The organism is Cupriavidus sp. 01L43, assembly GCF_056399925.1.
In genome coordinates this window covers 46,878-73,864 of the sequence record NZ_JBFTSH010000020.1, presented here as the reverse complement: position 1 = coordinate 73,864, position 26,987 = coordinate 46,878, and the positions used below count along the sequence as shown (strand labels likewise).

Genomic DNA, 26,987 nt, shown 5'->3' with positions numbered 1-26,987 from the left:
CGATAATCGCAGAACCATGCAGTACTCACGGCGCCATCGATTGGCGCCGTTTTTTATTCCGTCAAGCCGGGAAGAGCAGGAGGCATGCAGGCGTAAGAACTGGGATCGAAGCAGCAGGGAACAGGCATCCTGCATTGCCGGGCAACTGTCAGGACATTGCTTCGGTTTCCTCGGTCACCGTGCTTTCGGCGATCGCGTTATCGGCTTCGGCGCCCATGTCGCCCAGGCCGATGACGATCGTGATATTGGGCATCCAGTCCTTGCGGTCGGTGCTGGCGTCCGCAAACGTGGTAACCATTGCGGTGTAGCCCTGTGCCCGGAGGTCGTCGGCCAGCCGTTGCGCGCGTGGTTCCACCACTGCCTGCGGATTGTCTTCGTTGATATCGAGTACCAGAGTGGTCTCGAATTCTTCCTTGCCCTTCTGGATCGCTGCCTGCATAGCCTTGAGCTGCTTGTTCGCGAGCGCGACGAGCTTGCTGTACCTGGATTCTTCCTGGCTGGCGCGCAGTGTCTTGGCGGCGTTGATGATTTCGGTGCGGTCCACGAACATGATTGCCTTTCGATGTGGGGGGAAAGCGGAGACGACGCTCGGGCTGGGCTTGGGCGGCCAGTTTTCCGGGGTCGTGACTACTGTATAAATATACAGTGTCAGATGGCTCGCCCGCAAGTGGTAGACGCGCATCATCTCGTTTTCAGCCGTGCGAGAATTCGCGCATGCATTCCCACGTCAATCGACTGATGAAGACAACCCATCTATCCCTCGCCGCATTGCTGATCGCCATCGTGTCCGTGGCAGGATGCTCGGACCGCAACGCGTCTTCACAGAAGACGGCAGACACGCCAGCTACGGCCAGCGCACCGCGCACCGACGAATGGCTCGGCAAGTGGACCGGCCCCGAAGGCACGTTACTCGAGCTTGCCGGCGGCCATGGCAAGTACGACGTCACCGTGCAGAACCTCGATGGCCCGCGCCAGTTCGAGGGCCGGTATGCCGACGGCGCGATCGAGTTCGAGCGCGACGGGACCAAGGAGGTCATTCGCGCCACCAACGGCGCCGAGACCGGTATGAAATGGCTCGCCGAGAAGAAGAACTGTCTGACGGTTCGCCAGGGCGAAGGCTACTGCAGGGATTGACCGGACGGCCGCTCGTAGTGTTACCTGCGCCGTTCATCACGATGAACGGATCCAAGCCTGGGCGCGGCCACGGCAGTGCCGTGTTCATTCGAGTTTGATGCCGGCTTGCGAGACGATCTCCTTCGCTTTCGTACTGTCGTTCCGCACCAACGCGCCGAATGCCGCGCGGGTTTCCGTTCGCGGTTCCTGGCCCTGGACCACAATGGTGTTGCGCACGTCCGGGTCCTGCAGCACCCTGTTGATCTCCTTGTTGAGGCGTTCCGCAATCGCCGGCGGCAGGTTTGGTGGCGCGAACACGCCGTACCACTCGACCTGATGGAAATTCGGGTAGCCGAGTTCGGCCAGCGCCGGCACGTTTGGCAGGACCTGGCTGCGTTTCTGCGATGTCACGGCGAGCGCGCGCACCTTGCCGGACTGGACAAGGCTGATGGCCGATGCCACCGACGTTCCCGCGAGGTCGACATGCCCGCCCATCAGGTCGGCAATGGCGGGTGACGAGCCCTTGTACGGCACGTGCTGAAGCTTGATGCCCGCCGTGTTCTGCAACATCACCCCGGCCACGTGCGCTACGCTGCCGGTGCCGGATGTCGCGAAGGAAACTGGCTTGCCGCTTGCTTTCGCGGCAGTCGCAAGCTCGGCCCAGGTCTTGTACGGCGACGAAGCGTTGACGAGCAGCACCATCGGCGCTTCCACGGCAAAGGCGATCGGCGTCAGGTCTTTTACCGGGTCGAACGTCAGCTTCATCAACCAGGGCGCCAGCGCGACGTTGGCGGTCTGGCCAATGACCAGCTCATATCCGTCCGGCTGCGCGCGCGCGGCCTCGGCCAACCCAAGGGTGCCGGCCGCGCCCGGGCGGTTTTCGGGCACCACCCGCCACCCGGGGACTTCGGATAGCCTGGCGCTGAGGGTGCGACCGATAAAGTCTGTGCCACCGCCGGGGGTGGACGGAATCACCATCCGGATGGGCTTCGTGGGTTGCCACTCCTGGGCCGCAACGCCGGGAGCAAAGTTGACGAGCATCGCGCCCGCGAGCACGGCTGGCATCAGGGCATTCTTCATACATTGTCTCCTCGGTCGATGGGGCTTTAGCCCTCGGTGTAGCGAGCTTCTTGCGCGATTGCCTCGTGCAAGCCAACAAAATCGTTGTATTCCTCGAATGGCGTGAGCATGTGGGCGATGGCGCTCACGTCGCCGCCGCTGCGCAGGAACGTTTCCATCATGTCCTTCACGGCCTTGTGCATCGCCAGCAGCGGCTCGACGGGACACAGTGCGAACCCGAAGCCGAGTTCCCCAATCTGTTTCAGCGTGAGACGAGGGCTCTTGCCCGACGTGACCATGTTGAACAACAGCGGCTTGCCAAGCGGCTTGAGCTGGCGGCTGATCTCCCGCATCTGCTCCGTGCTTTCGACCGCATCGGCATAGAGTCCGTCTGCCCCGGCCTCCGCATAGGCGATCAGGCGCGCGATGGCGTCATCCAGGCCATTGACCGCGATGGCGTCGGTCCGCCCGACGATGAAGAAATCGGGATCCTGCCGTGCATCGACCATGGCGCGCAGCTTCTGCACCATCTCGTGTCGGCTGATGAGCTGTTTGCCCGCGTAGTGCCCACATTTCTTCGGGAGCGACTGGTCTTCCAGGTGCAGGCAAGAGGCGCCGGCCTCCTCCCAGAGCCGGATCGTGCGCTGCACGTCGAGCATGCCGCCATAACCGGTGTCGGCGTCGGCAAAGACGGGGAGGGTGGTGGCACGGCAAACACGGCGGATGTGCTCGAACATGTCGCGCTGGGACAGCGCCCCCATATCCGGTTCGCCAGCCTCGACGCCACACGCGACGAAGCCGCTGACAAACAACGCCTTGGCGCCGGCCGCTTCGGCCAGTTTCGCGGTAACCGCGTCGTAGGCACCCATGCAGACAAAGGGGGCGCCGGCCTGGAACAAGGCTCGGAAGCGCTGGTTGCGACTCATGGAAAGCTCCGGTGTATAGGGAATGGTAGCGCTATCATAGGAATAGTTGGTAGCGCTACCATATAAGTGATTTCCCGATAAACCTTGCTGCTACACTGCGAAAGCCGCAAGCGGTCTAACGTCCACTATCTCAATGTCTGCCCCAGTTGACCCAACGCAGCCCCAGCCGACGGGGCAACTCTCCATGAAGGAGGTGGCACGCCTGGCCGGCGTCTCGCCGATGACCGTCTCGCGTGTCCTCAGCGCGCCGCACCTCGTGAAGCCCGAGACCCTCGAGCAGGTGCAGTCCGTCATCCGCGCGGTGCGTTATGTACCCAATCGCGTGGCCGGCAGCCTGGCTTCGCGGCGCACCAGCCTGGTCGGCTTGATCGTCCCCAGCCTCAGGAACGCGCTGTATGCGGAGACGATCCAGGGCATCTCCGATGTCCTGCAGCGCCACGGCCTGCACCTGATGATTTCGGACAGCGGGTATTCGCTGGAGCGCGAGGAAGCGTTGATCTCGGCCTACCTGTCCCAGCGGCCATGTGGCCTCATCCTGCACAACACCACGCATACGGAAGCGGCCCGCCACCTGCTCCAGGATGCCGGCGTGCCATGCGTGGAAACTGGCAACCTGACGACGCAGCCGATCGATATGGCCGTCAGTTACTCGAATCGGGAAGCGGGGCGGGCCATGGCGAACCATCTGCTATCGCGGGGATATCGCAGGTTTGGATTTGCCAGTCTTCCCATCAGCGATAACGAGCGCTTGCGCGAGCGGCGCGACGGCTTTTTCGACGGACTGCGCGCGGCGGGCATCGAGGTCGATCCGGCGATGGTGCTGGAAGTGGGCGAGGGCCTGGAAAACGGCAGCCATGCACTAGCGGAACTTATGCGCCGGGACACCTCGGTACAGGCCCTGTTCCTGGCCGGTGACGTGCTTGCGGCCGGCGCCATCCTCGAGTGCACGCGCCGTGGTTTGCGCGTGCCGCGGGATATTGCCATCGCGGGGTCGGACGACAACGACCTCATGCAACATATGGTGCCGCCCATCACAACGGTGCGTTTTCCTCGTTATCGCATCGGCGTCCGGAGTGCGGAGCTGATCGTGTCCCGGCAGGAGGACGAGCGCGCGCAACCGATGACGGAAGACCTGGGCTTCGAGGTCGTGCCGCGCGGCAGCACATGATGCGAAATGCATCCCGCAACAGTGCGCCGATGCTAGCCCCACACCCTGGTCAGCGCGTCCAGCGCCGCCACGATCAAGGGCTCGTCCAGGCCGTCTCGACTGAACGCGCCTGTGCGGCGACCGGCCTTGCGCCACGCCAAGTCGTCGTTCATCTATGCATATGTCGTCTCGGGCAGCATTGCGAGCAAGGTGAATGACGAGCCGGAACGTGTGTACAAGGCGGGGGAGAGCTTCTTCGAGACGCCGGGTTCACGTCATCCGGTAAGCCGCAATGCAAGCAAGACAAAGCCCGCGAAGCTGCTGGCTGTGTTCGTCGTCGACTCGGCCGACAAGGAACTGACGGTCAACGACAACTAGGGGCCTGGAATGCCGACGGCAACGAAGTATCCAGGACTTACGAGGCGCCGCTGCTTCAGCTATCCCGCGACACCTCCACCAGGCAGCTCATGGCATTCGGTCCCTGCGTCAGGTCTGATGTGCCGATGTCCAGCGTGAGGGTATTTGCGGCGCCGGCGCGGTCCACGCCATCCGGATCGGGGTCGTACCAGGCGCCGGTGGCCATCACGGCCACGCCGCGCGTGACGCCGTCGCTGATCGCCAGTCCGGCGGAAAGCGCGCCCCGCGCGTTGTGCACGCGCACCCGCATGCCGGGATGCAATCCGCGCGCCGCCGCATCCCCGGGATGGAGCGTAATCCGCTCCGCCCCCGCAATCTTCCCGGCTTGCGCCAGCGGCGCAGGATCGAGCTGGCTGTGCAGCCGGTCGGCGGGCTGGACGGAAACGAGATGCAGCGGATACGTGTCGGCCGCCGGGGCGCCCAGCCATTCCACCGGCGGTTGCCAGTTGGGATGCGTGCCGCAATCGTCCGACAGGGTTCCGAGGGTCGGGCTGGCGAGTTCGATGCGTCCGCTGGGCGTGCGCAAGGGGTGTGCAGCGGGGTCGTGACGGAAATCGTCGAACAGCACGAAGTCCTCCGTGGGCGGCGGCAGCGCGACGTAGCCGGTGCGCCAGAACGCCTCGAATGCCGGGAGTTCGATGCCGGCCTGCGCTTGGGCGTCCCGGCATCGCGCGTAGATGGCGGCGAGCCAACCGTTCTCGTCGCGGTTCTCGGTGAAGGCTTCACGGTACCCCAGCCGGTCCGACAGATCGGTAAAGATGTCGAGATCGCTGCGCGCCTGATGCAGCGGCGCAATGGCCTGATGCATCGCCAGCACGTAGCGGTCGCGCGACGATCCGCCAATGTCGTTGCGCTCGAGCGCCGTGGTCACGGGCAGCACGATGTCCGCATGGCGCGCCGTGGCAGTCCAGCAGATGTCCTGGACGATGACGGTCTGTGGCCGCGCCCACGCCTCACGCAGCCGCGACAGCTGCTGGTGATGATGAAACGGATTGCCGCCGGCCCAGTGAATCAGCTTCACGTCGGGGTAGTGGCGGGTTTCGCCGCGGAAGCGATAGGGGGTGCCCGGATGGAGCAGCATGTCCGAGAGCCGCGCGCAGGGAATGTCCAGCTGGGCCGGGTTGCGCCCGACCGGCATCTCCGGCCCCGGTGTGGCCACGCGCGGATTGCCGACGCCGTTCATGGACCCATGGCCGAAGCCGAAGCCGCCGCCGGGCAGGCCGATCTGGCCGAGCATGGCCGCCAGCGCAATGGCCATCCAGTACGGCTGCTCGCCGCGGTGCTGGCGTTGCACGGCAAAGCTGCAGGTGATGTAGCTACGCTTGCCCGCGAGCTGCGTCGCCAGTTGTTCGATGCGCGCCGCGCGAATGCCAGTGATGGCAGCGGCCCAGGCCGGTGTCTTTGGCGAGCCGTCGCTGTGTCCGAGCAGATAGCCTTCGAGTTCAGCCCAGCCGCTGCAGTGCGTCTGCAGGAACGCCGTGTCGTGCGCATCGGCGCGGCGCAACTCGTAGGCCAGCGCGAGCATCAGCGCAACATCGGTGTTCGGTCGAATCGGAATCCATTCGGCGCCAAGAAAGTCGGGGCAGTCGTCGCGGGTGGGGCTGATGTTGATGACCGTGGCGCCGCTGGCGGCCAGCTTGCGAAGCCAGCCTTCCTGCGTGTGCTCGGCTGCGCCGCCGGATGACACCTGGCCGTTCTTGAGCGCCAGTCCGCCAAAGGCGATGAAGATCTCGGTGTTCGCGATCAGGCTGGGCCATGCGGTCACGCGGCCGGTCAGCGGGCGGTCAGTGCCAATCACATGCGGCAACAGGAACTGCGCCGTGCCCCAGCTGTAGTTGCCGACCTGATCGACACAGCCGCCGCCGCTGAAATGAAACCGGCGGATCAGTGAACGCGCATGGTGCAGCCGGCCTGCCGACGACCAGCCGTACGATCCACCGAACACGCCGGACGGACCATGGGCGTCGCGGACCCGCGTAATCTCGCTGGCGACGAGATCGAGCGCCACATCCCACGACACTTCGACGAAATCATCGCGTCCGCGTGCGTGGCCATCGGCAGCCTCGCGCTTGTCGAGCCAGCCGCGCCGCACCATCGGCGTGCGAATGCGGGTGGGCGAGTAGACCATCGGCGCGATCGATTCGAGCAACGGCGAGGGGTTGGGATCCGCCGCGAATGGCTCGCAGCGGATCAACCGGCCGTCTTCCACGACTGCCGTGAAGGCGCCCCAATGCGCCAGTTGCGGGTAGCGGCGAATCGTCACGGTCTCAATCGCCCTGGATGCCAGCCTTGCGGATCAGGTCGCCCCATTTGGCGCGCTCCGTATTCAGCAGCTTGGCGAACTGCTGCGGCGTGTCCGACGTGGCGTCCATGCCGGAAACCGCCAGACGCTGTCGGATGTCCGGATCGGCCATCACTTTCACGAGTGCCTTGTTCAACTGCGCGATGACCTCGGCCGGCGTGCCGGCGGGCGCCACCAGCCCGTACCAGTTGGTGACGTCATAACCGGGAACGCCCGATTCCGCGACGGTCGGCACGCCGGGGAACTGCGGCGAGCGCGTGGCGGTGGTCACGGCCAGCGCACGCAGCTTTCCCGAGGCGATCAGCGGCTTTGCCGAGGGATCCGAGAACGTGATCGGCACGATGCCACCCATCACATCGGTCAGCGCGGGCGTGGTGCCCTTGTACGGCACATGCTGCATCTGCAGCCCCGTCAGCATCTTGAACTGCTCGGCCGCGATCTGGCCGATGGTGCCGTTGCCACCCGACGCGTACGAGAACTTGCCATTGGCGCTGCGCAGGGCCGCGAGCATGCCGTGTACGTCCTTGTAGGGCGCATCGGCGCCTGTGACCAGCACATTGGGCATCGTGACCAGCACGCTGATCGGTGCGAAGTCCTTCTGCGGGTCGTAGTTCAGCTTGCGCAGGTTCGGCCAGATCGTGAACGAGCCCGGCGTGGCGACGTACAGCGTATAGCCGTCCGGCGCGGACTTCGCGACCAGATCCGTGGCGATCAGTCCGCCCGCGCCGGGACGGTTGTCGATGATGACATTGGCTTTGAGGTGCTCCGACAGCGCGGGCGCAATGGCGCGCGCGAGCGCATCGGCGCCGCCGCCGGGCGGGAAGCCCACCACTACGCGGATTGGCTTCGATGCATCGGGCCAGGCCGCATGGGCGGCGAGCGGCGCGGTGACGGCAAGGAAGGGAACGAGAAGGCGCAACGCGCGTGCAAACATGATCAAACTCCGGTCAACCAGTAAAACTTCACTTCGCCGCATGGCGGGACGCTGCAAGTCAGGGAATCGACACCGTGTCCCATTCCCAGGCCACGAACGCCAGGCGCTCGCCGGTATGGACGACGGGATCGCTACGTAGGCCGATCAGCACGCCATCGCGTGATAGCGGCTTCACGGGTGTGAGCGACGCATCGAGCTTCAGCGTGTCGCCAATCGATGCGCCTTCCGCGACCAGATCGCCCGCGCGCGCAGCCGGAAGGAACAGACCACCTTCGTCGGCCGTGATCCAGCCGCGCCGCTTGACGCGTCGCAGGCTGGTGGCAGCCGGCTTGGCCGGTCTGTCCGGCGTGGCATCGAGGATGCCCATCTGCACGGCCAGTGTGTGGAAGCCGGTTTCCGCCACTGCGATGTTGTCGGCCTCGAAGCGGCTGCCGCTGCCCAGTTCGAGCATGAACGCGCAGACGCCGGCGGCCAGGCACTGATAGTCGAGCGCGCCAGCGATATTGCCGGGAAGTTCGCCCTTGCCGCCGACGTCCTGCTGGCAGGCAACATGCGGATGAAACGGCGCCATTGCGGCCAGTACATCGGCCTCGGTGACGCGGCTGTCCGGGTGCACCTTGTAGACCGTGTAGGGCCGCGCGTCGAACAGCGGGTTCATCGTATGGAGGTTGATCAGCACGTCCGCCACGCCACGGATTTCGCTCATCAGGGCATGGGCGAGACGTTCCGAGACGAGTCCACCGGCGTTACCCGGATATGTCTGGTCGAGATCGAGTTCGTCGTAGGGATTGCGCTTGCGGCGCGCGTCCAGCGCTTGCGGATTGCCCGTGGGCGTCACCACGACATTGCCGCGCAGGGTGGCGGGATCGAGGCTGCGCGCGAAGCGCAGCGCGGCCACCATGCCGTTGATTTCGTCGCCGTGCACCTGGCCGTGCAGCCATAGCGTGCGGCCCGGTTGTGCGCCGCGCACCGCGACATAGGGCAGCGTGACGGACATCCCCGAGGCCATCGAGCCAACGGGAAGTTGCCCGCTGGTGCGGGCCGGGCCGGATTGCTGGCGCAGCCAGTCACCGATGATGGGCATGGGAAGACTCCTGATGTGTGAGGGGTAGATCGGCCATATCGGCAATCGCGGCGAAGGCCCGGTCGAGGTCGGCCAGCAGGTCGGGCACGCCTTCCAGGCCGATGTGCAGGCGGATCACGGTGCCATGGGCGGCCCAGTCCGTGACGCTGCGCGCGCGGCGCATGTCGGCCAGCACGGCCAGGCTCTCGAAGCCGCCCCAGGAGGCGCCGATGCCGAACAGCGTGAGACTGTCGACGAACCGCTCCGGCGCCACCGCTGCCTGTGAGCGCAACGTGAACGACAGCAGGCCGTTGGTGCCGTGGCAGTCGCGTTCCCAGAGGGCATGGTTGGGATCGTGCGGCAGGGCAGGGCAGAAGACGTCGGCCACTTCGGGGCGATCGAGCAGCCAGTGGGCCACTGCGAGGGCACTCTGCTGATGCTGTGCCAGACGGGCGCCGAGCGTGCGGATGCCGCGTTGCACCAGATACGCGTCGTCCGGGCTCACCGTGATGCCGAACGCATCGGCCATCGTCGCCAGTTCCGGCCACGCCGCCTCGGTGGTGCAGACGGTGCCCATCATCACGTCGGAATGGCCGCCGAGATATTTGGTGGCCGCCATCAGCGAGATATCGGCGCCGAGTTCCAGCGGCCGGTACAGCAGGCCAGAACCCCAGGTGTTGTCCGCCGCAACCAGCGCCCCATGGGCGTGGGCACGGGCGGCCAGTGCCGGCAGGTCGCACATCTCATAGACCAGCGAGCCGGGCGCTTCCACATAGACCAGTCGCGTTTCGGGCCGCAGCTTCGCGTCGAGATCGGACCCATCCGCCGCATAGAAATCAGTGGCGATGCCGTGYTGGCGGAGGAAGCCGTTGGCCAGGTTGCGCACGGGCTCGTAGACGCAATCGGGCAGCAACACATGTTGTCCCGGCCGCACGTAGGCGAGGATGGTCATCGCGGCAGCGGCCAGCCCCGAGGGAAACAGCCGCGTGCGATAGCCGCCCTCGAGCATGGTCACCATGTCTTCCAGCGCGAAGTTCGTCGGATTGCCGCGCGCGCCGTAGGTGAACAGCCGCTCGGTATCGCGGCGCGCACGCATTTCGCGTTGCTGCGCCACGGAATCGAACAGGACGGTGCTGGCGCGCACCACCGGCGGGTTCACGGGCTGGCCGCCTTGCACGGCATATGTGCGTCCGGCATGGGCAAGGCGGGTAGGAAGCGATGGTGTCATGGTTGGCCTGGGGGGATGGCTCATGGTTGTACGGGACGTCGCAAGGACCGTGCCCTGTTGTGCTAATGCCGGATCGGGGGTCAGTCGACGTGCGCGCCGGAGAGCTTGACGATCTGCGACCAGCGCGAGATGTCCAGCTTCAACTGCGCCGCGAAGGCCTCCGGCGTGTTGCCCACCACGTCGCTGCCGCCTTCGTTGATTGTCTTCACCACGTCCGGCATCTGCAGCACCTGCACGATGGCGCGATTCAGCAGCGCCACGCGTTCCGGCGACGTGCCGGCCGGCACGAAGAAGCCGTACCAGTCCTCGAATCGTGCATTGCGATAGCCCAGGTCTTCAAGCGTCGGCACCTTGGTGAATACCCCGAGACGGCGCGGGCTGGTGACGGCCAATGCCCGCATGCGGCCGGTCTGGATGAAGCCCGCCACCGAGGAGGTCGACGTGATCAGCACATCCACCTGTCCGCCAAGCAGGTCGTTGATGGCCGGCCCCGCCCCCTTGTAGGGCACATGCTGCAGCGACACGTTGCTGTCCTTGTCCAGCACCACGCCCACCAGATGCGACAGCGTGCCGTTGCCGGGCGTGGCGTAAGTGATCTTCTGTGGCTGCGCCTTGGCCTGGGTGGCCAGCTCTTCGAAGGTCTTCCACGGGGCGTTGGCCGATACCACGATAGCCAGCGGTGCCGCGTTGATCTGCGTGACGGGGATGAACTGCTTGACGGGGTCGAAGCCGGGCGAGCGATAGAGCGTCGGGTTCACCGCCATGATCGACACTTGCGAGGTCAGCACCGTATAGCCGTCCGCCTTCGATTCCGCCGCATAGCGCGTGCCGATGTTGCCCCCCGCGCCGCCACGGTTGTCGATGACGGCGCTCTGGCCCAGTACCTGCGAGAGGCGCGTGGCCACCACCCGTGAGACGGCATCGTTGCCGCCGCCGGCGGGGAAGGGCGACACGATGCGCAGCGGCTGCGTCGGGAAGCCATTCACCGGGGCCAGCGGCTGCTGTGCCGACGCAAGGCTCGTCGTGACAGCGGCGGTGACGGCGAGTGCTGCAACCAGGTACTGCGAAAGACGGGATGACATCGGGCGTGACATGGGGCGACCTCGTTCTTATATGGCAGGTTTAGGGCGGCGGTGCAGGGGTGAGATGAAATCAGGCGATGGGCGGGAAGTGGAATGTGGCCAGTTCCTGCGCGTCCAGCTGCGCGATCAGGCCGGTTTCCCACGCCAGGTACTGGCGCGCGGCGGCCTTGTTGCCGTCGTGGCGGTCGTGGACGAAGAACAGGTAGTCGATGCAGCGCGCATCGGGCAGCGTGTCGGCGCCCTGGTGGATCGGCAGGCCAGCGGCGCGCCATGCGTGCAGGCCGCCTTGCAGGCGCCGCACATCGGGATAGCCGAGCGCATGGAGGTCGCGCACGGCGATGTCGGCCGGATCGTCGCCATCGGCATCACCGACGAGCACCAGTGTGGTGTCGTGCGGCACGCCATGCAGGTCATGCGCGAGCCGCGCGCGCGTGGTCCACTGGCTCCCGGCGATATGGCCGGCGCGGAAGCCCATGCTGCCGCGCAGATCGATGGCCAGCATCGACCGGTCCACGAGACCGGCAGCCAGTGCCGCAACGCTGACGGTCTCCGACGAGATCGCGCCATGTGCGGGCCCCTGCGCGGCCTTGACCCCGGCCGCCAGCCCGGCCTGCAGCCCGCCATCGAGGACCACGGCGTCGTGGCCCATCTGGCGCAGCCAGCTCGCCACCACCGTCGCACGGACGCCTTCCGCATCGAACAGCACCAACCGCGCCCGGCGTACGCCGACGTACTGGTCGGTGGCCTGCATCAGCTGGCCGCCCGGCGTGTGCTGCGCGCCGGGCAGGGTCTGCGCAGCGAATTCCTCGGCTGTGCGCACGTCGCACAGGTAGGTGGTGCGCGACCGGTCCGCCAGCCAGCCGATGGCCTGCGCCGCAGCGATGTGCGGCACGTTGAAGCGCGCGGCCAGCGACTGTGCGGCATGGCGCGCGGCGTCGAGGTCGCGCGGGGTGGCGTTGTCCGGATACCGGGCCGTGCCGCCGTGTTCGAGCGTGAAGTCGTTCAGATACCAGCCCTGCGTGCCGTTTTCGAGCGCGTAGACCGGGTTGCTGACACCGACGTTGATCAGCGACTGTGCGCCGATGATGCTGCGCGTGCGTCCCGCGCAATTGATGACGATCGGCGTGGCGGGATCGGGCACCAGATCGCGCAGGCGATAGGCCAGCTCGCCATTGGGGCAGCAGATGGCGCCCGGGATGTTCATCTTGCGGAATTCGCTGATCGGGCGGCCATCGAGCACAACCGGGGCGTTCGGGCCGGCCTGCATCGCGGCAAGCTCGGCCGCCGAGACGCGCGGCGTGCCGTAGTGATGCTCGGCCAGTTCGCCGAACGTCTTCGAAGGCAGGTTGACCCCGGCGAAGAGGGTGTAGCCGGCGGCCTGCCATGCCGGCATGCCGCCGTCGAGCACGAACAGCGCCGTGTAGCCGAGCCGCGCCAGCGCACTGGCGGCGGCTTGCGCCACGCCGTCGCCATTGTCGGCCAGCACGATGCGCGCGTCAGTGCGCGGCGCCAGTCGCCCGACATCGAGTTCCAGGCGGCTGAATGGCAGCGGCACGGCGTAGAACGGATGGCCTTCGCCGTATTGGCCGTGCTCTCGCACGTCGAACAGCGCGATTTCGTCGGCATCGTGCAGCCAGCCTTTCAGGGTGGCGGCGTCGACAGCGGTGTAGTGTGGATGGCTCATGAAATTCCGGGCGATAGGGGGCCGTCCTCTCCGCAGAGAGGAAAATTCGGCGTGCTGTGTCAGGAGTCGGGGGGCGGCCTTGTCTGGCGCAGGCCCCCCTCAGGCGGCTGTGGTTACCGGCGGGTCTGTACGCCCATGTTCATGATCTGGCAGCGTCCGGTCTCGAGGTCGAACGTCAGCCGGTCGGTCAGCGTTTCCAGCGCGCGGCCGTACATATGCAGGTGGCGGATGACGTCGTCACCGCGGATCTCGACCGAGTGAATGTCATCCGGCAGCAGGGCGATGCCGTGGCGCGGCCCCACCTCTACCGTGCGCGAGTGCTCGAGCGTGCCCACGCCTGGCTGGCTGCCATCGTCCGTGCGCGCGTAGACGTCGTTGAATTCCACGCCGCTGACGCCGGCCACGCAGGCCCACGTGGTGTGGTTGTGCGGCGGAATGCGCTTGCCGGGGCGCATGACGTTCAGGTAAAGCGCGTAGGTCTTGTCCGGATCCTCGGCGATGAGGTAGCGCGCCTGGCGCTCGCCGGGCTCCGGGGGCGGGTAATCGGCCTCGGCCCAGAATTCGGTGTGCGCGGCCAGGTCTTCCACATGGGTCAGGACATCGGCCAGACTGGCGCGAGTCACGCCGCCCCTGTCTACGATTTTCCTAATGGATTCAATGGTGTCTCCGACGGCTGCCTGGCGCTGTTGTGCGATGGACATGTTGCGATCAATCCTTGCAATCGTTGTTTTTGACGGGTAGAACGGTGTGTCGAGTTTCACTGTAATGAACACCTGTCCTGAAAACCACTTAATGCGCAACGAAAATCCATTAGCAGGTCTAATGAATGCGTAATCTTGACCTGGACTTGCTTCGCACCCTGGTGGCCATCGCCGACCACGAGACCTTTGGCGCTGCCGCCGAAACCGTGCAGCGCACCCAATCGGCCGTGACCCAGCAGATGCAGCGGCTGGAAGAGCAGATCGGGCTGCCGCTGTTCGAACGCCAGGGGCGTGGCAAGCACCTGACGCGTCATGGCAAGAAGCTGCTGGAGTACGCGCGGCAGTTGCTGACGATCAACGACGAAGCCCTGCGCATGCTGCGCGAGGGCGACCTGACCGGCTCCCTCCGCATCGGCGCGCCGCATGACGTGGCCGACACCATCCTGCCGGGGCTGCTGTCGCACATCGCGCGATCCTCGCCCGCCTTGCGGCTGGAGATCCACGTGGGGCGAAGCCCATTCCTGATGGATTCCCTGCGACGCGGGGAGATCGATTTGACCGTTTCCACGCGCGAGGACAACACGCTCGACGGCATCGTGCTGCGGACCACCCCGACGATCTGGGTCTGCTCGGCGGATTTCGTCTACGAGCGTGGTACGGCGGTGCCGTTGATCCTGGCCGACGAGCCGAGCCTGTTTCGCAAGCTGTCGCTCGAAGCGCTGACGCAGGCCGGCGTGCCCTGGCGCATTGCGTATCTGGCGCCCAGCCTGATCGGCATCAAGGCGGCGCTGCGCGGCGGGCTGGGCATCACCGCACGCAGCATCGACCTGCTGGCGGCGGACATGCGCATCCTCGGCGAAGCCGACGGCCTGCCGCGGTTGCCCGATGTCACCTATTACCTTTGGGCACGTCCCAATGCGGTCAATCCCGTCGCGCGTCATGTCTTCTCGATGCTTAAAACAGCGCTGCAGCGCGGATTGGTCAGCGCGTGACCGCAACGCGCGATTTCAGCCGTGCAACACTTAAGAAGGCGCCATCGTAGGCGCGGGTGCGCGGGATGCCAACGAATAAGATTGCCTATCGTTATCTGTCGATGGCTTTCGTTTTGCTTTCAGCCGAACAATCAGTCGCCAGGCACCATGGCGCGCACCTGCGCGAGCAGCCACGCGTGAGCGGGGTCGGACTCATGGCGCTTGTGCCAAGACATGTAGAGCGGTGAGGGGCTGAAGTCGATGGGCGGCGCGTGCATGCTCAGGTCGAACAATTCGGCGAAGGTCACTGCCATGCGCGACGGGACGTTGCAGATGTATCCCGTCCTCGCTGCGATCATGGGCATCGCCATGAAATTTTGAACGACTGCACCGATCTGCCGGCGCTCTCCGCGTGCGGCCAGCGTCTGGTCCACGATTGTGGCTTGCCGCGATCGGATGATGACGTGGGGCCGCTTCAGGTAGAGCGGCAGGGGAAAACGGCGGCGCGTGAGGTGCTCGCGCTTCCATATCATGGTGGTCAGGCTGATCTGGTCGAGAATCTCGCTGCAAAAGCCCATCCCGTCTAACGGCTCCGCCCCGATCACGGCATCGAGCTCACCCGACTCCAGCATTTGCGCCGCCTGTCCGTGTTCGGGAACCGGCGCGAGCCGTATCACGATACCCGGCGCTTGCGCTGCCACATGCTCCACGAGCTGCGGCATGACCGAAAATTCGAACAGATCACCCGCAGCGATGTGGAAGGCGCGTTGCGCGAGGGCAGGGTCGAAAGACGCCTGCGCTTTGAGTGCCGTTCCGATCTGCTCCAGGGCGGCCCGGATTGGCGCGATCAGGGCTTCGCTGCGTGAGGTCGGCACCAGCCCCGCTTTCGTGCTGACGAAAAGCTCATCGCCAATGGCCTCACGCAGTCTGCGCAGCGCGTGACTGACAGCAGGCTGCGTCAGCGACAGCTTCTCGCTCGCGCGCGTGACACTGCGGGTCTCCCAGAGCACCACAAAGACGGCCAACAGGTTCAGGTCGAAGGTTCTGACATTAACGTTGTGCATATGTCAGATCATAGTACTTCGGCGCTGCAGGACAATCCGTGTATCGTGGCCGTCAGGGCAGGATCGCCGGATGGAAGGCTCTCAAAGGCAACGCATATAGGCGTTGAATTCCCCCAGCAGCGTGCTGTAGAAGCTCGCCGGCATTGCCTTGTCGTCCGTCCTCGACAGGACGTCCTCGATACCGCAGCGGAATGCCTGCGTGATCTCTGCCTTGAGGGAAGCGGGAGCGTGATCGCACAGCACGAGCAACAATTGCCGCATCACGAGCAGGTGGGCGCCCTGTTGTATCGACGTGTTGGCGAGGATCTCGATGCTACGGACAAGTTCTCCGTCCAGCAGTTGCCGCGCAGTGGCGGGACGATCGTCTGGTCCGCTCACGTTCATCTCGGCATGTTCAGTCACTGTTCCTGGCATTTCATCGGCGAAGTCAGTCGTCATGCCTGTTCTAACGGTAGCCACCGGCGCAGAAGGATTGTCAAGATTGACCTCACGCAAAGTTGTGACGATTTCAGTGAGACGTCTTCCATAGCTCCCGGACGATGCTTGCCCCGCAACGCTGAAACACTTCTGACCTATGACTTGTGTCAATCCGGCATATAGGGGGTGCAGCGGTTTGTCGCTAACTTGCAATGTCTCTGCGGGCCAATGTCGAAAGTCATGGCCACTATCGACACGGCGCGTGGCAATGAAGACGACATATCTCTACTCACTTCGGTTTGGGTTGATCCGCACGATGGCGTGCGGTGTCCTCGTCACGGCGCTGCTCGTGGCCGGCGGGCTTGTGGTCATGAAGCGGTTCGACAGCTACGTCAACGCCATCTATATCAGCAACACGTTGCCAGTAGGCGAGCTTGCGGTGCTGCGCGCGAGTTGTATTGACGCGCGTCGGCAACTGTGGAGAGCCATCGCCAAGCCCAGTCCCCACGATGACCGCGCCATTGTCCCAGCCGTCAGCAGTGCTCTGGCGACAATGAACACCGCCTGGACCGAATACTTCCCCGCCGGCGTCAGCAGCGATCGCGAGAAGATGGCCGCGGCCGCGCTACTCAACAGATTGCCACGGTTTCGCGAGCTGATCCTGACGACGGCGCACCTGATTGCCGCTGGCCAGCATGACGCCGCGCGTACCTACCTGGACGGGCACCTCGAGTTCCTGGAGCAGATCGACCGGTTGATGCTGGAGGTCGTCGAGGCCAATGTCGAGCAAGCAGGCAGGCTGGCGCGAGACAGCGCGCAGATGCTGGAGCGAAGCTTCGAGATCGCAGTGGCGCTGCTCGGCATCTGCCTTGCCGTATTCTTCGCCTTCACCGTGCGACTGCTGCGGGAGCGCGACGACGCGCGCAGGACATCGCGTTACAGCCTTTGGCTGGTGGAGCAGGCATTCGAGCTCACGCAGGATGGCGTGATGATCACCGATGCACGCGGCAATATCGAAAAGGTCAACCCGGCGTTCGTACGCCTTACCGGCTACAGTGAATCGGAGCTGATCGGCAGCACGCCGCGTCTGTTCAGTTCAGGGCGACACTCGCCCGAGTTCTATCGCGACATGTGGCAGGCGCTCCGTGAGCGGGGTCAGTGGCGGGGAGAACTATGGAACCGCCGCAAGGACGGCGCGATCTACTACGGATCGCTGGCGATCAATGGCATCCGCGGTCCTCGGGGCGAGCTCTCCAACTTCGTCGCTGTCTGCGCGGACATCACGCAACGCCAGTTGGTGCAAGACCAACTGGGATACCTGGCCACCCACGACGCCCTGACCGGATTGGCCAATCGCACGCTGTTGGGAGAGCGGCTCACTCAGGCCATCGCCCGGGCGCGGCGCGCCGGAACGCATGTTGCCGTCATGTTCCTCGATCTCGACGGATTCAAGGGGGTCAACGACGCCCTGGGGCACGGCGTGGGAGACGCGACCTTGATCGCAGTGGCGCAATGCCTGAAGGCGGCACTGCGCGAATCGGACACGGTGGCGCGCCTTGGCGGTGACGAGTTCGCGATGGTTATCGAGGATGTCACTGAGGTCGATTGCGTGGCGCCGCTGGCCGAAAAGCTGGTGTTGGCCATTGGCGACCTCGGAGCGAACCACGATCAGCGGATTTCTGTCACAGCCAGCGTTGGCATCAGCCTGTATCCGGACGATTCCGTCGAGCATGACAAGCTGTTGTCCATTGCCGACGAGAACATGTACACGGCCAAGCGTTCTGGCAAGAATTGCTATTGCTTCAGTGACGTGCAGCCACGGCGGGCGGCCTGATCCGGCGTCAAGTCGTGTGCGCCAGGTGGAGCCTGGCCTGCCGGTAGGCCGGGCTGTGTACGCCGTGATGCATCGCGGCGTGGACTAACGCACGTTTCGAATCGGTATGGGCGGGGTTGGCCGGGTAGATGGCATCGACATCGGCCTGGAAGCGTTCACGCTGACACGCGTCACACGCCTGCGCCACGGCAATCTCGGAACCACCATCGCAAGTGTCTACAAAGCGTGCGGGGACAGTGGGCCGCGCGGTAGCCTTCAACGTGTGCCGCTGGCAGGCATGCAGGTTTTCCTCTGCCAGTAGCAATCTCGCGAGGCGTGACAGCGCCGATGCCGACCCCGTGCCAATCTCCAGTCGCGTCTGCGCCCGCAAGCTTTCGAGAATGCCATGCACTGGCATCGGTCGGGCAATGCCATAGCCTTGCACGGCATCGGCGCCGAGGATGCGCACCGCTTCGACCAGATCCGGATCCTCCACGCCTTCCACTATCACCGACTTACCCAGCCCATGCCCCAGACGCGTGAGCTGATATACGAACTGCAGTACCTCGACGTTGTTGTGGTCGGTGCGTTGCACGACGCCCCGATCGATCTTGATCCAGTCGAAGGCCAACTCCCGGAGCCGTCTGAGGCTGCTGTGCCCGGAGCCGAGATCGTCCTCCGCCAGAAGGACACCCAGGGCGGAAAAGCGCCGGAACTGCTCCGCTGCGCACGCTGTGCTGCCGATATCCCGGCCTTCCAGCAACTCCAGCGTCAACGCGGAGGGCGGGCAGCCGTGACGTGCCAATGCGCGGCACGTGGCGTCGAAGTAGCGATGATCCACCAGGCCGGCAGGTGGCAGGTTCAGGGAAAGGTCGACCTGCACGCCATGCATCAGCCAGTGGTTGCGGTCGCGCAGTGCGATGTCGAGTCCGAGCACGAACAGTTCATAGAGGGCCTCGTTACCGAACTGTGGCAGGAATTCGCCAGGCGGGACCAGCCGGTCGTCGTCACGCAGGCGCGCGAGGGCCTCGACCTTGCCGATACGGTTCGAGACCAGGTCGAGGATCGGCTGGTAGTGCATCTCCAGGCATCCCGCGCGCAGCAGCCCAACGGCATGGACGGGCTGCGCCTTCCGGTTCGGTGTCTTGCGAACTTGTACACGTTGCGAATGACCAGGCATGGGGTGAGCGAGTATCTGGAAGTTGTCTTGCGGGACATCCAGGGTATGGATGAGGTGGGACGCAATTATCCTGAAAGCCCCCTGCGGGCACATCCGCAACCTTGATCTGGTCCAAGGTTTCGGTGGATTCCATCCGGCGTGATCTCACCGCCGCGCGACTCGGGCGAACTTTGCGTCAACACAAGGTTCCAGCGAAAAGACCACTGGAGAGGGATGAGGTATCTCTTAAGATTTGGCGATCTTGGTCGGCCCCCTCCCACACAGGCCGCTCCATACGGGACTACAGCATGAACGCCATTACCGAACTCAACCTCTCATACCTGTTGCTTGCGCAGCGCATGATTCGCGAAGACCAGGCCGAAGCGATGCTGCGGCTTGGTGTGAGCCAGGAGATCGCCAGTCTGATCGCCGCGATGACGCCGACGCAGCTGATCAAGATCTCGCGCACCAGCATGCTGCTATGCCGCTTCCGTTTCGATGACCATGCGCTGCTGGCCGGCTTGGCGTCCGAGACACCCCAGCACGACCTGCAACAGATGCAGCTTGCCATCCTCCTGATGGCGCAACCTGTGGAGTCGATCAATTGACCAGCGCTATCCCTCGACCTGTCAGAACATTGCTGGCGCGAAAGAGCCTCCTGCGCGATGCCGATGAACTGCGGCTGGCTGCGGCAATGATCACGTTCGGCGCCAGGCTCCAGGTCCTCGAGGCGGAGGTGTCAATGTCGCGCGAGCGGCTGATCCGTCTCTACAAGGAACTGCTTGGCGTGTCGCCGCCCAAGGGGCAACTGCCGTTTTCGCCGGACTGGTTCCTGTCATGGCGGCCGAACGCTCATGCGTCGCTCTTCCTTTCGGCATACGGATTCCTCGAAGCGCGTAGTTCGCTTTCCAGAATCGAACGGGTGCTCGCCGCCTATCGCTTGTATGCGGAGCAGGCAGCGTTGATCGGTGAGGAGGCCGCCCTCAGCTTCACGCGAGCCTGGACACTAGTTCGGTTCGTGGAAAGCAACACGCTGCAACTGTGTACCTGCACTGGCTGCGGGGGGCGGTATGTGCGTCACGCCTATGATCTGCAGCGGAATTTCGTGTGCGGCCTGTGCGCGCCACCGCCACGTGTGGCGAAAACAAGGCGCAGGACAGGAGACGTGCAATCGCATGTCGATATCCCGGTCCCGGCGCTGTGCGTGGATGCACTGCGGACCGACGCTGCAGGTGTACGATGGGCGAATTAAAGGAACGAAGTCCAGCGGTCACCGGCACCATGGCAATTGCGGACATCGACGACGATTTCCGCATGAACGACGATATCGAGATCGGTGCTGTCCTTAGCGATATTGCATGGCTCGGCACCGCGCTCACGATTCACACGCAATCCGGAGCTACCGTCGACGCGCGCGTGCTGTGTGCGGACCTGCCCAATCACCGGCTGTTGCTCGAGCGAGGCATGCAGGCAGTCGACGAACAAGCGCTGACGGTGTCCGCGGTCAATCGCTTTCACGGTGCCATTCGCGGCGCCCCGGTCGTGTTCCAGACGGGAATGCTCCGCAAGACCAAGCACAGGGGGCGCCTGGCTTTCGAGGTGCCATTCCCCGCGTCGTTGTACTACGTGCAGCGGAGGCGCCATTTCCGTGCGGCGGTCAGCGCAGATGCCGGCTTCACATGCGTGCTGCCTCTGGGTACGGGCGTGTCGTTGCGTACGACGATCGTCGATCTCTCATTGTCCGGCGTGCGGTTGCGAGGGCCGGCCGGCAGCGTTCTGGCGCTCGCAAAAGGCGCCGAGGTCCGCGCTGCCAGCATGCACTTTGGCGCGCTGGGTCAGCTGCATGCCCATGTCAAGGTGATGGGATGCTGGCTTGCCGACACGGATGACGCGAACGGTGCCCACTATGGTTGCGCCTTTCTCGACCTGCCTTTCCGCGCGGAGAACATGCTGCAGCGTATCGTCACGTCGCTCGAATTACAGGCCGCTAACCGGGCGCTGGTTCTCGGTGCGCCCACCCGTCGCTGAATCGCTTGCACCGTCGTCAGGGGGGCATCTGCGCGGCCGCAGCCAGCACCCCTTCCCGAAATGCGCGACGTATCGGCGTAAGTTCCGCTTCCTTCCGACTCAACATGCCAACACCGCTGCGCCCTGCATAAGGCAGCGCCAGCACGCTGATCACGCCCCAGCCGGAGAACACCGCCGCGACCCTGGCTGAAGCGAGGCCTAGCAGTTCGCTTTGTCGGACGATGGCCAGCGTTGGCAGCACGGACGAGGTTTCGACGCAGACCCGGCCCGAGGGCTCGAAGGCGGCGGCTAGCTCGAAGTCGAGCTCGTCGCGCAGGTGGCTGCCCTTGGGCATGCCGATCCAGCCGTACGGGCGGGTGTCTGCCCACGAGACCTCAGCCTTGCCGGCAAGCGGATGATTCGTGGCCGCAATGACGCGAATCGACTCTTCATACAGCGCGTCATAGGCGAGGGCGTTGCACGATACGCGCGCATCCATGCGTCCGATGACGTAGTCGAGCTGACCTTCGCGTAGACGCTGCACCATGTCCTGCAGGACGCCTTCGCTCAGCGTGATGAAGACGTCGGGAAACCGCAGGCGCAGCGCGACAATCGACCCGGCGACCACCTTCGACGCCGCCACGCCAGGTGTCGCCCCGAGCGCGAGATGGCCGATTGCGCCGGCCGCCATCAGGGCCATGTCCTGCTGCGTGCGGTTGATTTCCGAAAGGATCGCCTTGGCATGGACGATCAGCATGTCGCTGAACGGCGTGGGAATCAGTCCCTTGGCATGGCGTTCGAACAACGTTACGCCAAGGTCGCTTTCCAGCTCGGCCAGCCACTTGGAAAGCGCCGGCTGCGTCATATTCAGGCGGGCAGCCGTACGACTCATGTTGCGTGTGTTGTACAACTCTGCCAAAACGTGGAGCTGACGTATACGCAAACGCTGGGTCCAGTCCATGAATGTCCATCCATGAGGTTTACGACATAGCGAAGGACAGCGTTCTCATTGTATTTGTGCGGCGGGGGTTGCAACAATACGTGCAGCGATTGGCGCTATCAAGCGCCGACCCGGCCCCGCGGCCCGCTTCGCGGGCACACACGCTCCCCAACTCGCCCATGACTCATTGCACGACCTGTCAGCTTTGTCATTTTTGCCTGCCTGCGGGCATGAGCCGGCCCGATGTGATACGGGTGGCGCCGCTGGTCAGGCGGCGCGTGCGGTTGCCGAAGCGCGACGCCGCGTATAGCGCCGGCGACGCCGCGCGCTCGATCTACGCGGTGCGCGCCGGTACGCTCAAGACGCACTTCACCTCCCGGAATGGGCGGGAGAAGGTGGCCGGCTTCCATCTGCCCGGGGAGATCGTTGGCCTGGACAGCCTTGCCAGCGCCACGCATCCGGTCAGTGCGACGGCGCTCGAGGACGCCAGCCTGTGCGAGATCCCTGCCGACGCACTCAAGACCCGTGCCACCGAGTTCGCCGCCTTGCACCACCGGCTGGTGGAGAATTTCGGAGAATCGTCCCGGCGCGACCGCGAACTCGCGACGATGCTCGTGCTGATGAGCGCCGACGAGCGAATTGCCACCTTCCTGCTGGACTACTCCAGCCGTCTTGCCGCAAGGGGATACGCGGCGTCGGAGTTTCTCCTGCGCATGACGCGCGACGATATCGGCAACTATCTTGGGCTCAAGCTCGAAACGGTCAGCCGCGTCCTGACACGGCTCGCGAACACCGGCTTCATCGCGGTGCGCTCGCGGCATATCGCGATCCTTGATCGCGACGCGTTGCAGTCCGTTTCCACGGGGACGTTCGTGCCCAGCCAGTCGGTGGACGGCGCTCGAAATTGACCGGAAGCTTGACTTCAGTCAAGGTGCGCCTACCGGTGTGACAACCGCGCCTATACGATAGCCTTCGAACAACGGGCCTCCTCGTTGTTCTCTGTGGATAGACATGCGGCGCGTGCGATTGGCCGAAGACTGTCCCGTCTTTTCCTGACTCCCTGAATCGTCCAAGGGACACCGGATCTGCGTCGCGCAGGTCAACGGTGCGCCGGCGGTCGCTCCTATCGATGAAGCAACTTCTCCTTACCATCAAAGCCAGGCTGATTGCCGGATTCGTGCTGATGTTCGTCCTGACCGGCTCCCTCGGTGTCTTCGGCTATTGGGGCATCACGACGCTGGGATCGCATATGCACGACCTCTATTACTCCAATACGTCACCGATCATCGACGTGGCGTCGGTTCGTGCGGCAACCCTGCGCATTCGTCTCGACCTCTGGCGCGCCCAGGTGGAAAAGAACCCCGAGGCCACGCAGCGCCTGGCGGCCGATATCGAGAAGGCACGCACCGCGCTCGACAAGAGCTGGCGTCACTACTATCCCGACGGCATCAGTTCGGACAGTGAGCGAGCCATTGCCGAGACGATCGCTGCCCATCTCGTGACGTTCTCCGAGGAGTCCGAACAGGTGCTCAGCCTGATCCGCGCCGGCGACTTCGACGCGGCGTACGAGCGTCAGGCCCAGCGCCTGGCGCCCGCAGCGGACCACCTGAACGAGAGCCTGGACGACGACATGCGCGACAACGTCAGCCAGGCTGGGCAAAGTGCCAGCGACAGCGTTGCGCTGGCCAACCGAAGCCGCATGGCTTCCATCTCGATCATGATCGCGGGGGCATTGATCGCGCTGGTCGTGCCGGCGCTGCTGGTGCGCGCCGTCACCCGGCCACTCGCCCGGGCGGGGGAGCTTGCCGGTCGCGTCTCGGCGGGCCGGCTTGGCGAGCCCGTGCGGGTGGAATCTCGCGACGAGTTCGGGAAACTGATCGGCACGTTGAACGACATGGACGAGAAGCTGGTTTCCACGGTACGCGGCATCCGCTCGTCCAGCGATTCCGTGATGGTGGCGTCCGGGCAGATTGCTTCCGGAAACCTTGATCTCTCCGCCCGGACCGAACAGCAGGCCGCAGCGCTGGAGCAGACCGCGGCAACGATGTCCGAGATCACCGAGACTGTGAAGCAGAATGCCGACAACGCCAGGCAGGCCAACGCACTGGCAAAGAACGCTACGGACCTGTCCGACGCCAACAATCGCGCCATGGCTGAGATGGTCCAGACGATGGATCGGATCGCCGATAGCTCGGGGAAGATTGCAGAGATCACCAGCATGATCGAGGGGATCGCATTCCAGACGAACATACTGGCGCTAAATGCAGCGGTGGAAGCCGCGCGTGCCGGAGAGCAGGGCCGTGGTTTCGCCGTGGTCGCCGGGGAAGTGCGAACACTGGCACAGCGATCGTCCACGGCGGCCAAGCAAATCAAGGAACTGATCGACCAGTCGTCGACGATCGTCGATGCCGGCGCCCATCAGGCCGCGGAAGTTGGCACAACCATGCAGGAAACGGTGCGGGTGATTAACATGGTGTCGGACATCGTGGGTGAGATTGCAGCGGCGTCGGACGAGCAGAGTCGCGGTGTGGCACAGGTGCACCAGGCGATCAGCGAGATTGACACGGTCACGCAGCAAAATGCCGCCCTCGTGGAGCAAATCTCGGCGGCGGCGCAGTCGCTCGAGGAGCAAGCCTCACGGATGCAGACCGAGATCATGTTCTTCCAGCTCGCCGGCGATGCGGGCGCGACACGCCCGCGTCCGTCGGAAGGTGCCCGCGCGCTGTCCGCGCCGCGTCTGAGGATCGCCGGTACCCGGCCGACGCCTGTGAGGATGAAATCTCCGGCAGCCAACCGTGCCGAACCCGCGACGGCGGATGCCGATACCTGGCAATCCTTCTGAGGCGCGTGGTTCTTCAACGTCTCGCGCACTTGCTTGACTGGCGGATGACACGCCGGCCTGGAGGTGCGTCGCCCCAACGCCACTACGACACCTCAGAAATGCCCCGCTGTTCATCCTGCACCTTTGCCAACTTCTGTCTGCCTGGCGGCATGACACGCCGGGACAGTGAACGCATCGACTCGCTGGTACACGGGCGTATCAGCTTGCAGAAGGGCGAAACGCTCTATATGCCGGGGGACCCCGTCGAGGCAATCTTCGCGATTCGTGTGGGGACGCTGAAGACGCAGGTCACAACGCACGATGGCCGGGTACAGATAGTGGGATTTCACCTGCCGGGCGAACTGATCGGACTTGAGAGTCTTGTGTCGGCCCAGCAGATGACCCACGCCATTGCGCTGGAAGACGCGAGACTGTGCCGCATCAATGCGTCCGCGCTACGCGCCCTTGCCGGCAACCTTCCCTCGCTGCACGACAATATCCTGCGGCTGCTCTCCACCGAGGTGCGGGAAGACCATCGCAAGCTGGCTATTCTGGGCGTGCTGAGTGCCGAGGAACGGCTGGTCTCCTTCCTCCTCGATTTCTCGGCGCGACTTTCCGCGCGCGGGTTCGCTGCGAAAGAGTTCCGGCTCCGTATGACGCGCGAGGAGATCGGCAGCTATCTCGGACTGAAGCTGGAAACCATCAGCCGGCTGTTCTCCAGGCTATCCGACGCTGGCTTGATCAGCATCCGGCATCGGAGCGTACAGCTTCTCGACATGGCGGCGTTGCATGCGATTCATTCCCGCGCTGTGTCGGAAAAGCCTGCGAAGCTGGACGCTCTGGCACCGGATCGGAAAGATATCGGCGCGTGAACTCTGCGGCAGATCAAGGTTGCCCGATGCGGAGAGCACCGCATCAGGCTTAGCATGGGTGGCAGAAGGATTCCCCGTCCTTCTACCCCGTTTTGAACAGGCCGCTGTCCGCAAGGATCGTGGCCTTCTTTTTCTTATTCGTTACGCCTTGCCTATGCCATTTCTGGCGAGGGTACCGCGGTAGGGCCATGATCGTTGAGACTGGATAGCCCGCATGGATCGGTCAACAGCGTCATGTTGCCGATATCCAGCCTTTCCAGAATCTGGGCGCAGATGCCGCGCAGTCGCAGCGCCTCGAGATTCGGGTCGCATGACGCTCTGGCGGCTCCTAAAGCCGGCGTCGAACGGGGCGCCGTCGTGGCCTCGTCGCAGTTGACAAGCAGTGCGATGCCGCGCCCCGTGGTCTGGAGCTTTGCCAAGGTGTCTGGCAGAGACCGCGAGTGCCAACTGACCTCCAGGTCCATTAGGTCCAGAATTGATCCCCCCTCATGAACGCCTACCGGAACCTGATCCTCTGGCGACCAACGCCCGCACGCGAGCGCAACATGATCACCGCCGAATCTGTCCCGGAACCGCGTACAGCGGAATATGCCGTAGGCGGTACGAACCATTCGATCAGAAAGCCGTTCGACCAGCACTTCGGTTGCGGTGCGGAACGTGATCAGGTCTGCAATTGTGCCCATCTTGAGGCCATGCCGGCTCGCAAAACCTGCGAGGTCCGGCAGTCGCGCCATGGTGCCATCGTCATTCATGATCTCGCAGATGACCGCAGCGCGCGACAGGCCGGCGAGGCCGGCCAGGTCACAGCCTGCCTCTGTATGCCCGGGACGCATCAGCACCCCGCCTTCACGCGCCCGCAGGGGAAAGATGTGGCCTGGTTGCACCAGATCCTGCGCCGTCGCGCCCGCCGCCACGGCGGTCCGCACAGTCTTCGCGCGGTCGGCGGCCGAGATGCCGGAGGTGACACCGCTGGCAGCTTCAATCGACACCGTAAACGCCGTGTCGTGTGCAGCGCCGTTGTTGAGGGTCATCGGCGGTAGCGCCAGGCGCTGACAATGCGCCTCGGTCAGTGTCAAACAGATGAGGCCGCGCGCATGCGTGGCCATGAAGTTGATCGTCTCTGGGGTGACAAGGTCGGCGGCGATCACCAGATCGCCTTCGTTCTCGCGATCCGCGTCATCGACCAGGATGACCAGCTTGCCCGCGGCGAGGTCCGCGACCAGTTCCGGAATTGTCGATAGCATGGCGTTATCGGTTCTCTTGCAAC

The 26,987-nt window shown here is 64.4% G+C and carries 25 protein-coding genes and 1 pseudogene; 11 read left to right on the top strand and 15 right to left on the bottom strand.

The features are described from left to right. Positions 1 to 148: 148 nt before the first annotated feature. Positions 149 to 550 (bottom strand): hypothetical protein, encoded by a 402-nt coding sequence (locus AC1DP9_RS25055; protein ID WP_441591325.1) that lies wholly within the window; start codon positions 548 to 550, stop codon positions 149 to 151. 164 nt (positions 551 to 714) lie between these two features. On the opposite strand from AC1DP9_RS25055, the gene AC1DP9_RS25050 reads away from it, so the two are divergent. Continuing rightward, positions 715 to 1,134, top strand: coding sequence for a hypothetical protein (locus AC1DP9_RS25050; RefSeq protein ID WP_477108787.1), 420 nt, complete (start codon positions 715 to 717; stop codon positions 1,132 to 1,134). Between the two features lie 84 nt (positions 1,135 to 1,218). On the opposite strand, the gene AC1DP9_RS25045 is transcribed toward AC1DP9_RS25050, so the two are convergent. Together AC1DP9_RS25045 and AC1DP9_RS25040 are read right to left on the bottom strand one after the other, a co-directional pair. Further along, positions 1,219 to 2,193, bottom strand: a complete 975-nt coding sequence (locus AC1DP9_RS25045) for a Bug family tripartite tricarboxylate transporter substrate binding protein (protein ID WP_441644946.1) — start codon at positions 2,191 to 2,193, stop codon at positions 1,219 to 1,221. Positions 2,194 to 2,219: 26 nt separating this feature from the next. After that, the gene (locus AC1DP9_RS25040; protein WP_477108786.1) at positions 2,220 to 3,098 is read right to left on the bottom strand and encodes an isocitrate lyase/PEP mutase family protein; all 879 of its coding nucleotides are present in this window, start codon (positions 3,096 to 3,098) and stop codon (positions 2,220 to 2,222) included. A 184-nt stretch (positions 3,099 to 3,282) separates the two neighbouring features. On the opposite strand from AC1DP9_RS25040, the gene AC1DP9_RS25035 reads away from it, so the two are divergent. Beyond that, positions 3,283 to 4,266 (top strand): LacI family DNA-binding transcriptional regulator, encoded by a 984-nt coding sequence (locus AC1DP9_RS25035; RefSeq protein ID WP_477108785.1) that lies wholly within the window; start codon positions 3,283 to 3,285, stop codon positions 4,264 to 4,266. A 132-nt stretch (positions 4,267 to 4,398) separates the two neighbouring features. Next, positions 4,399 to 4,623 (top strand): annotated as a pseudogene (locus AC1DP9_RS25030) (cupin domain-containing protein); the annotation flags it as partial. A 55-nt stretch (positions 4,624 to 4,678) separates the two neighbouring features. On the opposite strand, the gene AC1DP9_RS25025 reads toward AC1DP9_RS25030, so the two are convergent. The 7 genes from AC1DP9_RS25025 to AC1DP9_RS24995 all read right to left on the bottom strand — a co-directional run bounded on the left by AC1DP9_RS25025 (position 4,679) and on the right by AC1DP9_RS24995 (position 13,656). Next, on the bottom strand, positions 4,679 to 6,925 hold the full coding sequence (locus AC1DP9_RS25025) for a molybdopterin-dependent oxidoreductase (RefSeq protein WP_477108784.1): 2,247 nt from the start codon (positions 6,923 to 6,925) through the stop codon (positions 4,679 to 4,681). A gap of 4 nt (positions 6,926 to 6,929) precedes the next feature. Next, entirely contained in the window at positions 6,930 to 7,898 is a 969-nt protein-coding gene (locus tag AC1DP9_RS25020; RefSeq protein WP_441591329.1) for a Bug family tripartite tricarboxylate transporter substrate binding protein, read from the bottom strand. A gap of 58 nt (positions 7,899 to 7,956) precedes the next feature. After that, positions 7,957 to 8,982: a M14 family metallopeptidase gene (locus AC1DP9_RS25015; protein ID WP_477108783.1), complete on the bottom strand. Its 1,026-nt coding sequence runs from the start codon at positions 8,980 to 8,982 to the stop codon at positions 7,957 to 7,959. Next, positions 8,966 to 10,189 carry a cystathionine beta-lyase gene (gene metC / locus AC1DP9_RS25010; protein WP_477108782.1) on the bottom strand — a complete coding sequence of 408 codons (1,224 nt, stop codon included), beginning with the start codon at positions 10,187 to 10,189 and terminating at the stop codon, positions 8,966 to 8,968. Before metC ends, AC1DP9_RS25015 begins: the two co-directional genes overlap by 17 nt. Positions 10,190 to 10,269: 80 nt before the next feature. Beyond that, on the bottom strand, positions 10,270 to 11,271 hold the full coding sequence (locus tag AC1DP9_RS25005; RefSeq protein WP_441591332.1) for a Bug family tripartite tricarboxylate transporter substrate binding protein: 1,002 nt from the start codon (positions 11,269 to 11,271) through the stop codon (positions 10,270 to 10,272). Between the two features lie 70 nt (positions 11,272 to 11,341). After that, entirely contained in the window at positions 11,342 to 12,955 is a 1,614-nt protein-coding gene (locus tag AC1DP9_RS25000; protein WP_477108781.1) for a rhodanese-like domain-containing protein, read from the bottom strand. Between the two features lie 113 nt (positions 12,956 to 13,068). Then, entirely contained in the window at positions 13,069 to 13,656 is a 588-nt protein-coding gene (locus AC1DP9_RS24995) for a cysteine dioxygenase family protein (protein WP_477108780.1), read from the bottom strand. A gap of 125 nt (positions 13,657 to 13,781) precedes the next feature. On the opposite strand from AC1DP9_RS24995, the gene AC1DP9_RS24990 reads away from it, so the two are divergent. After that, positions 13,782 to 14,648 (top strand): LysR substrate-binding domain-containing protein, encoded by an 867-nt coding sequence (locus AC1DP9_RS24990; RefSeq protein ID WP_092293593.1) that lies wholly within the window; start codon positions 13,782 to 13,784, stop codon positions 14,646 to 14,648. Between the two features lie 131 nt (positions 14,649 to 14,779). On the opposite strand, the gene AC1DP9_RS24985 is transcribed toward AC1DP9_RS24990, so the two are convergent. Together AC1DP9_RS24985 and AC1DP9_RS24980 are read right to left on the bottom strand one after the other, a co-directional pair. Beyond that, positions 14,780 to 15,691: a LysR family transcriptional regulator gene (locus AC1DP9_RS24985; RefSeq protein ID WP_477108779.1), complete on the bottom strand. Its 912-nt coding sequence runs from the start codon at positions 15,689 to 15,691 to the stop codon at positions 14,780 to 14,782. An 81-nt stretch (positions 15,692 to 15,772) separates the two neighbouring features. Beyond that, on the bottom strand, positions 15,773 to 16,129 hold the full coding sequence (locus tag AC1DP9_RS24980) for a hypothetical protein (protein WP_477108778.1): 357 nt from the start codon (positions 16,127 to 16,129) through the stop codon (positions 15,773 to 15,775). Positions 16,130 to 16,376: 247 nt separating this feature from the next. Between AC1DP9_RS24980 and AC1DP9_RS24975 the strand changes: the two genes are divergently transcribed. Continuing rightward, complete coding sequence (locus tag AC1DP9_RS24975; protein ID WP_477108777.1) at positions 16,377 to 17,942, top strand: diguanylate cyclase domain-containing protein; 1,566 nt, start codon at positions 16,377 to 16,379, stop codon at positions 17,940 to 17,942. A 7-nt stretch (positions 17,943 to 17,949) separates the two neighbouring features. Here AC1DP9_RS24975 and AC1DP9_RS24970 read toward each other — a convergent pair whose 3' ends face one another. Further along, positions 17,950 to 19,101, bottom strand: coding sequence for an EAL domain-containing protein (locus AC1DP9_RS24970; RefSeq protein WP_477108776.1), 1,152 nt, complete (start codon positions 19,099 to 19,101; stop codon positions 17,950 to 17,952). A gap of 287 nt (positions 19,102 to 19,388) precedes the next feature. Here AC1DP9_RS24970 and flhD point away from each other — a divergent pair, with 287 nt between their 5' ends. The 3 genes from flhD to AC1DP9_RS24955 are packed head-to-tail and all read left to right on the top strand — an operon-like array spanning position 19,389 to position 21,108. Further along, positions 19,389 to 19,688, top strand: coding sequence for a flagellar transcriptional regulator FlhD (gene flhD / locus AC1DP9_RS24965; RefSeq protein WP_477108775.1), 300 nt, complete (start codon positions 19,389 to 19,391; stop codon positions 19,686 to 19,688). Then, positions 19,685 to 20,332 (top strand): flagellar transcriptional regulator FlhC, encoded by a 648-nt coding sequence (flhC, locus tag AC1DP9_RS24960; protein WP_477108774.1) that lies wholly within the window; start codon positions 19,685 to 19,687, stop codon positions 20,330 to 20,332. The genes flhD and flhC overlap by 4 nt, the downstream gene beginning before the upstream one ends. Positions 20,333 to 20,361: 29 nt before the next feature. Continuing rightward, the gene (locus AC1DP9_RS24955) at positions 20,362 to 21,108 is read left to right on the top strand and encodes a flagellar brake protein (RefSeq protein ID WP_477108773.1); all 747 of its coding nucleotides are present in this window, start codon (positions 20,362 to 20,364) and stop codon (positions 21,106 to 21,108) included. Positions 21,109 to 21,124: 16 nt separating this feature from the next. Here the strand turns inward: AC1DP9_RS24955 and AC1DP9_RS24950 are convergent, their stop codons facing one another. Further along, positions 21,125 to 22,048 (bottom strand): LysR family transcriptional regulator, encoded by a 924-nt coding sequence (locus AC1DP9_RS24950; RefSeq protein ID WP_477108772.1) that lies wholly within the window; start codon positions 22,046 to 22,048, stop codon positions 21,125 to 21,127. Positions 22,049 to 22,257: 209 nt separating this feature from the next. Between AC1DP9_RS24950 and AC1DP9_RS24945 the strand changes: the two genes are divergently transcribed. From AC1DP9_RS24945 to AC1DP9_RS24935, 3 genes are all read left to right on the top strand, one after another. Continuing rightward, on the top strand, positions 22,258 to 22,935 hold the full coding sequence (locus tag AC1DP9_RS24945; protein ID WP_477108771.1) for a helix-turn-helix domain-containing protein: 678 nt from the start codon (positions 22,258 to 22,260) through the stop codon (positions 22,933 to 22,935). A gap of 221 nt (positions 22,936 to 23,156) precedes the next feature. Continuing rightward, positions 23,157 to 24,869 carry a methyl-accepting chemotaxis protein gene (locus AC1DP9_RS24940; RefSeq protein WP_477108770.1) on the top strand — a complete coding sequence of 571 codons (1,713 nt, stop codon included), beginning with the start codon at positions 23,157 to 23,159 and terminating at the stop codon, positions 24,867 to 24,869. A 98-nt stretch (positions 24,870 to 24,967) separates the two neighbouring features. Beyond that, on the top strand, positions 24,968 to 25,720 hold the full coding sequence (locus tag AC1DP9_RS24935; protein WP_477108769.1) for a helix-turn-helix domain-containing protein: 753 nt from the start codon (positions 24,968 to 24,970) through the stop codon (positions 25,718 to 25,720). Between the two features lie 152 nt (positions 25,721 to 25,872). On the opposite strand, the gene ribB is transcribed toward AC1DP9_RS24935, so the two are convergent. Then, entirely contained in the window at positions 25,873 to 26,964 is a 1,092-nt protein-coding gene (gene ribB, locus AC1DP9_RS24930) for a 3,4-dihydroxy-2-butanone-4-phosphate synthase (RefSeq protein WP_477108768.1), read from the bottom strand. Positions 26,965 to 26,987: the final 23 nt, after the last annotated feature.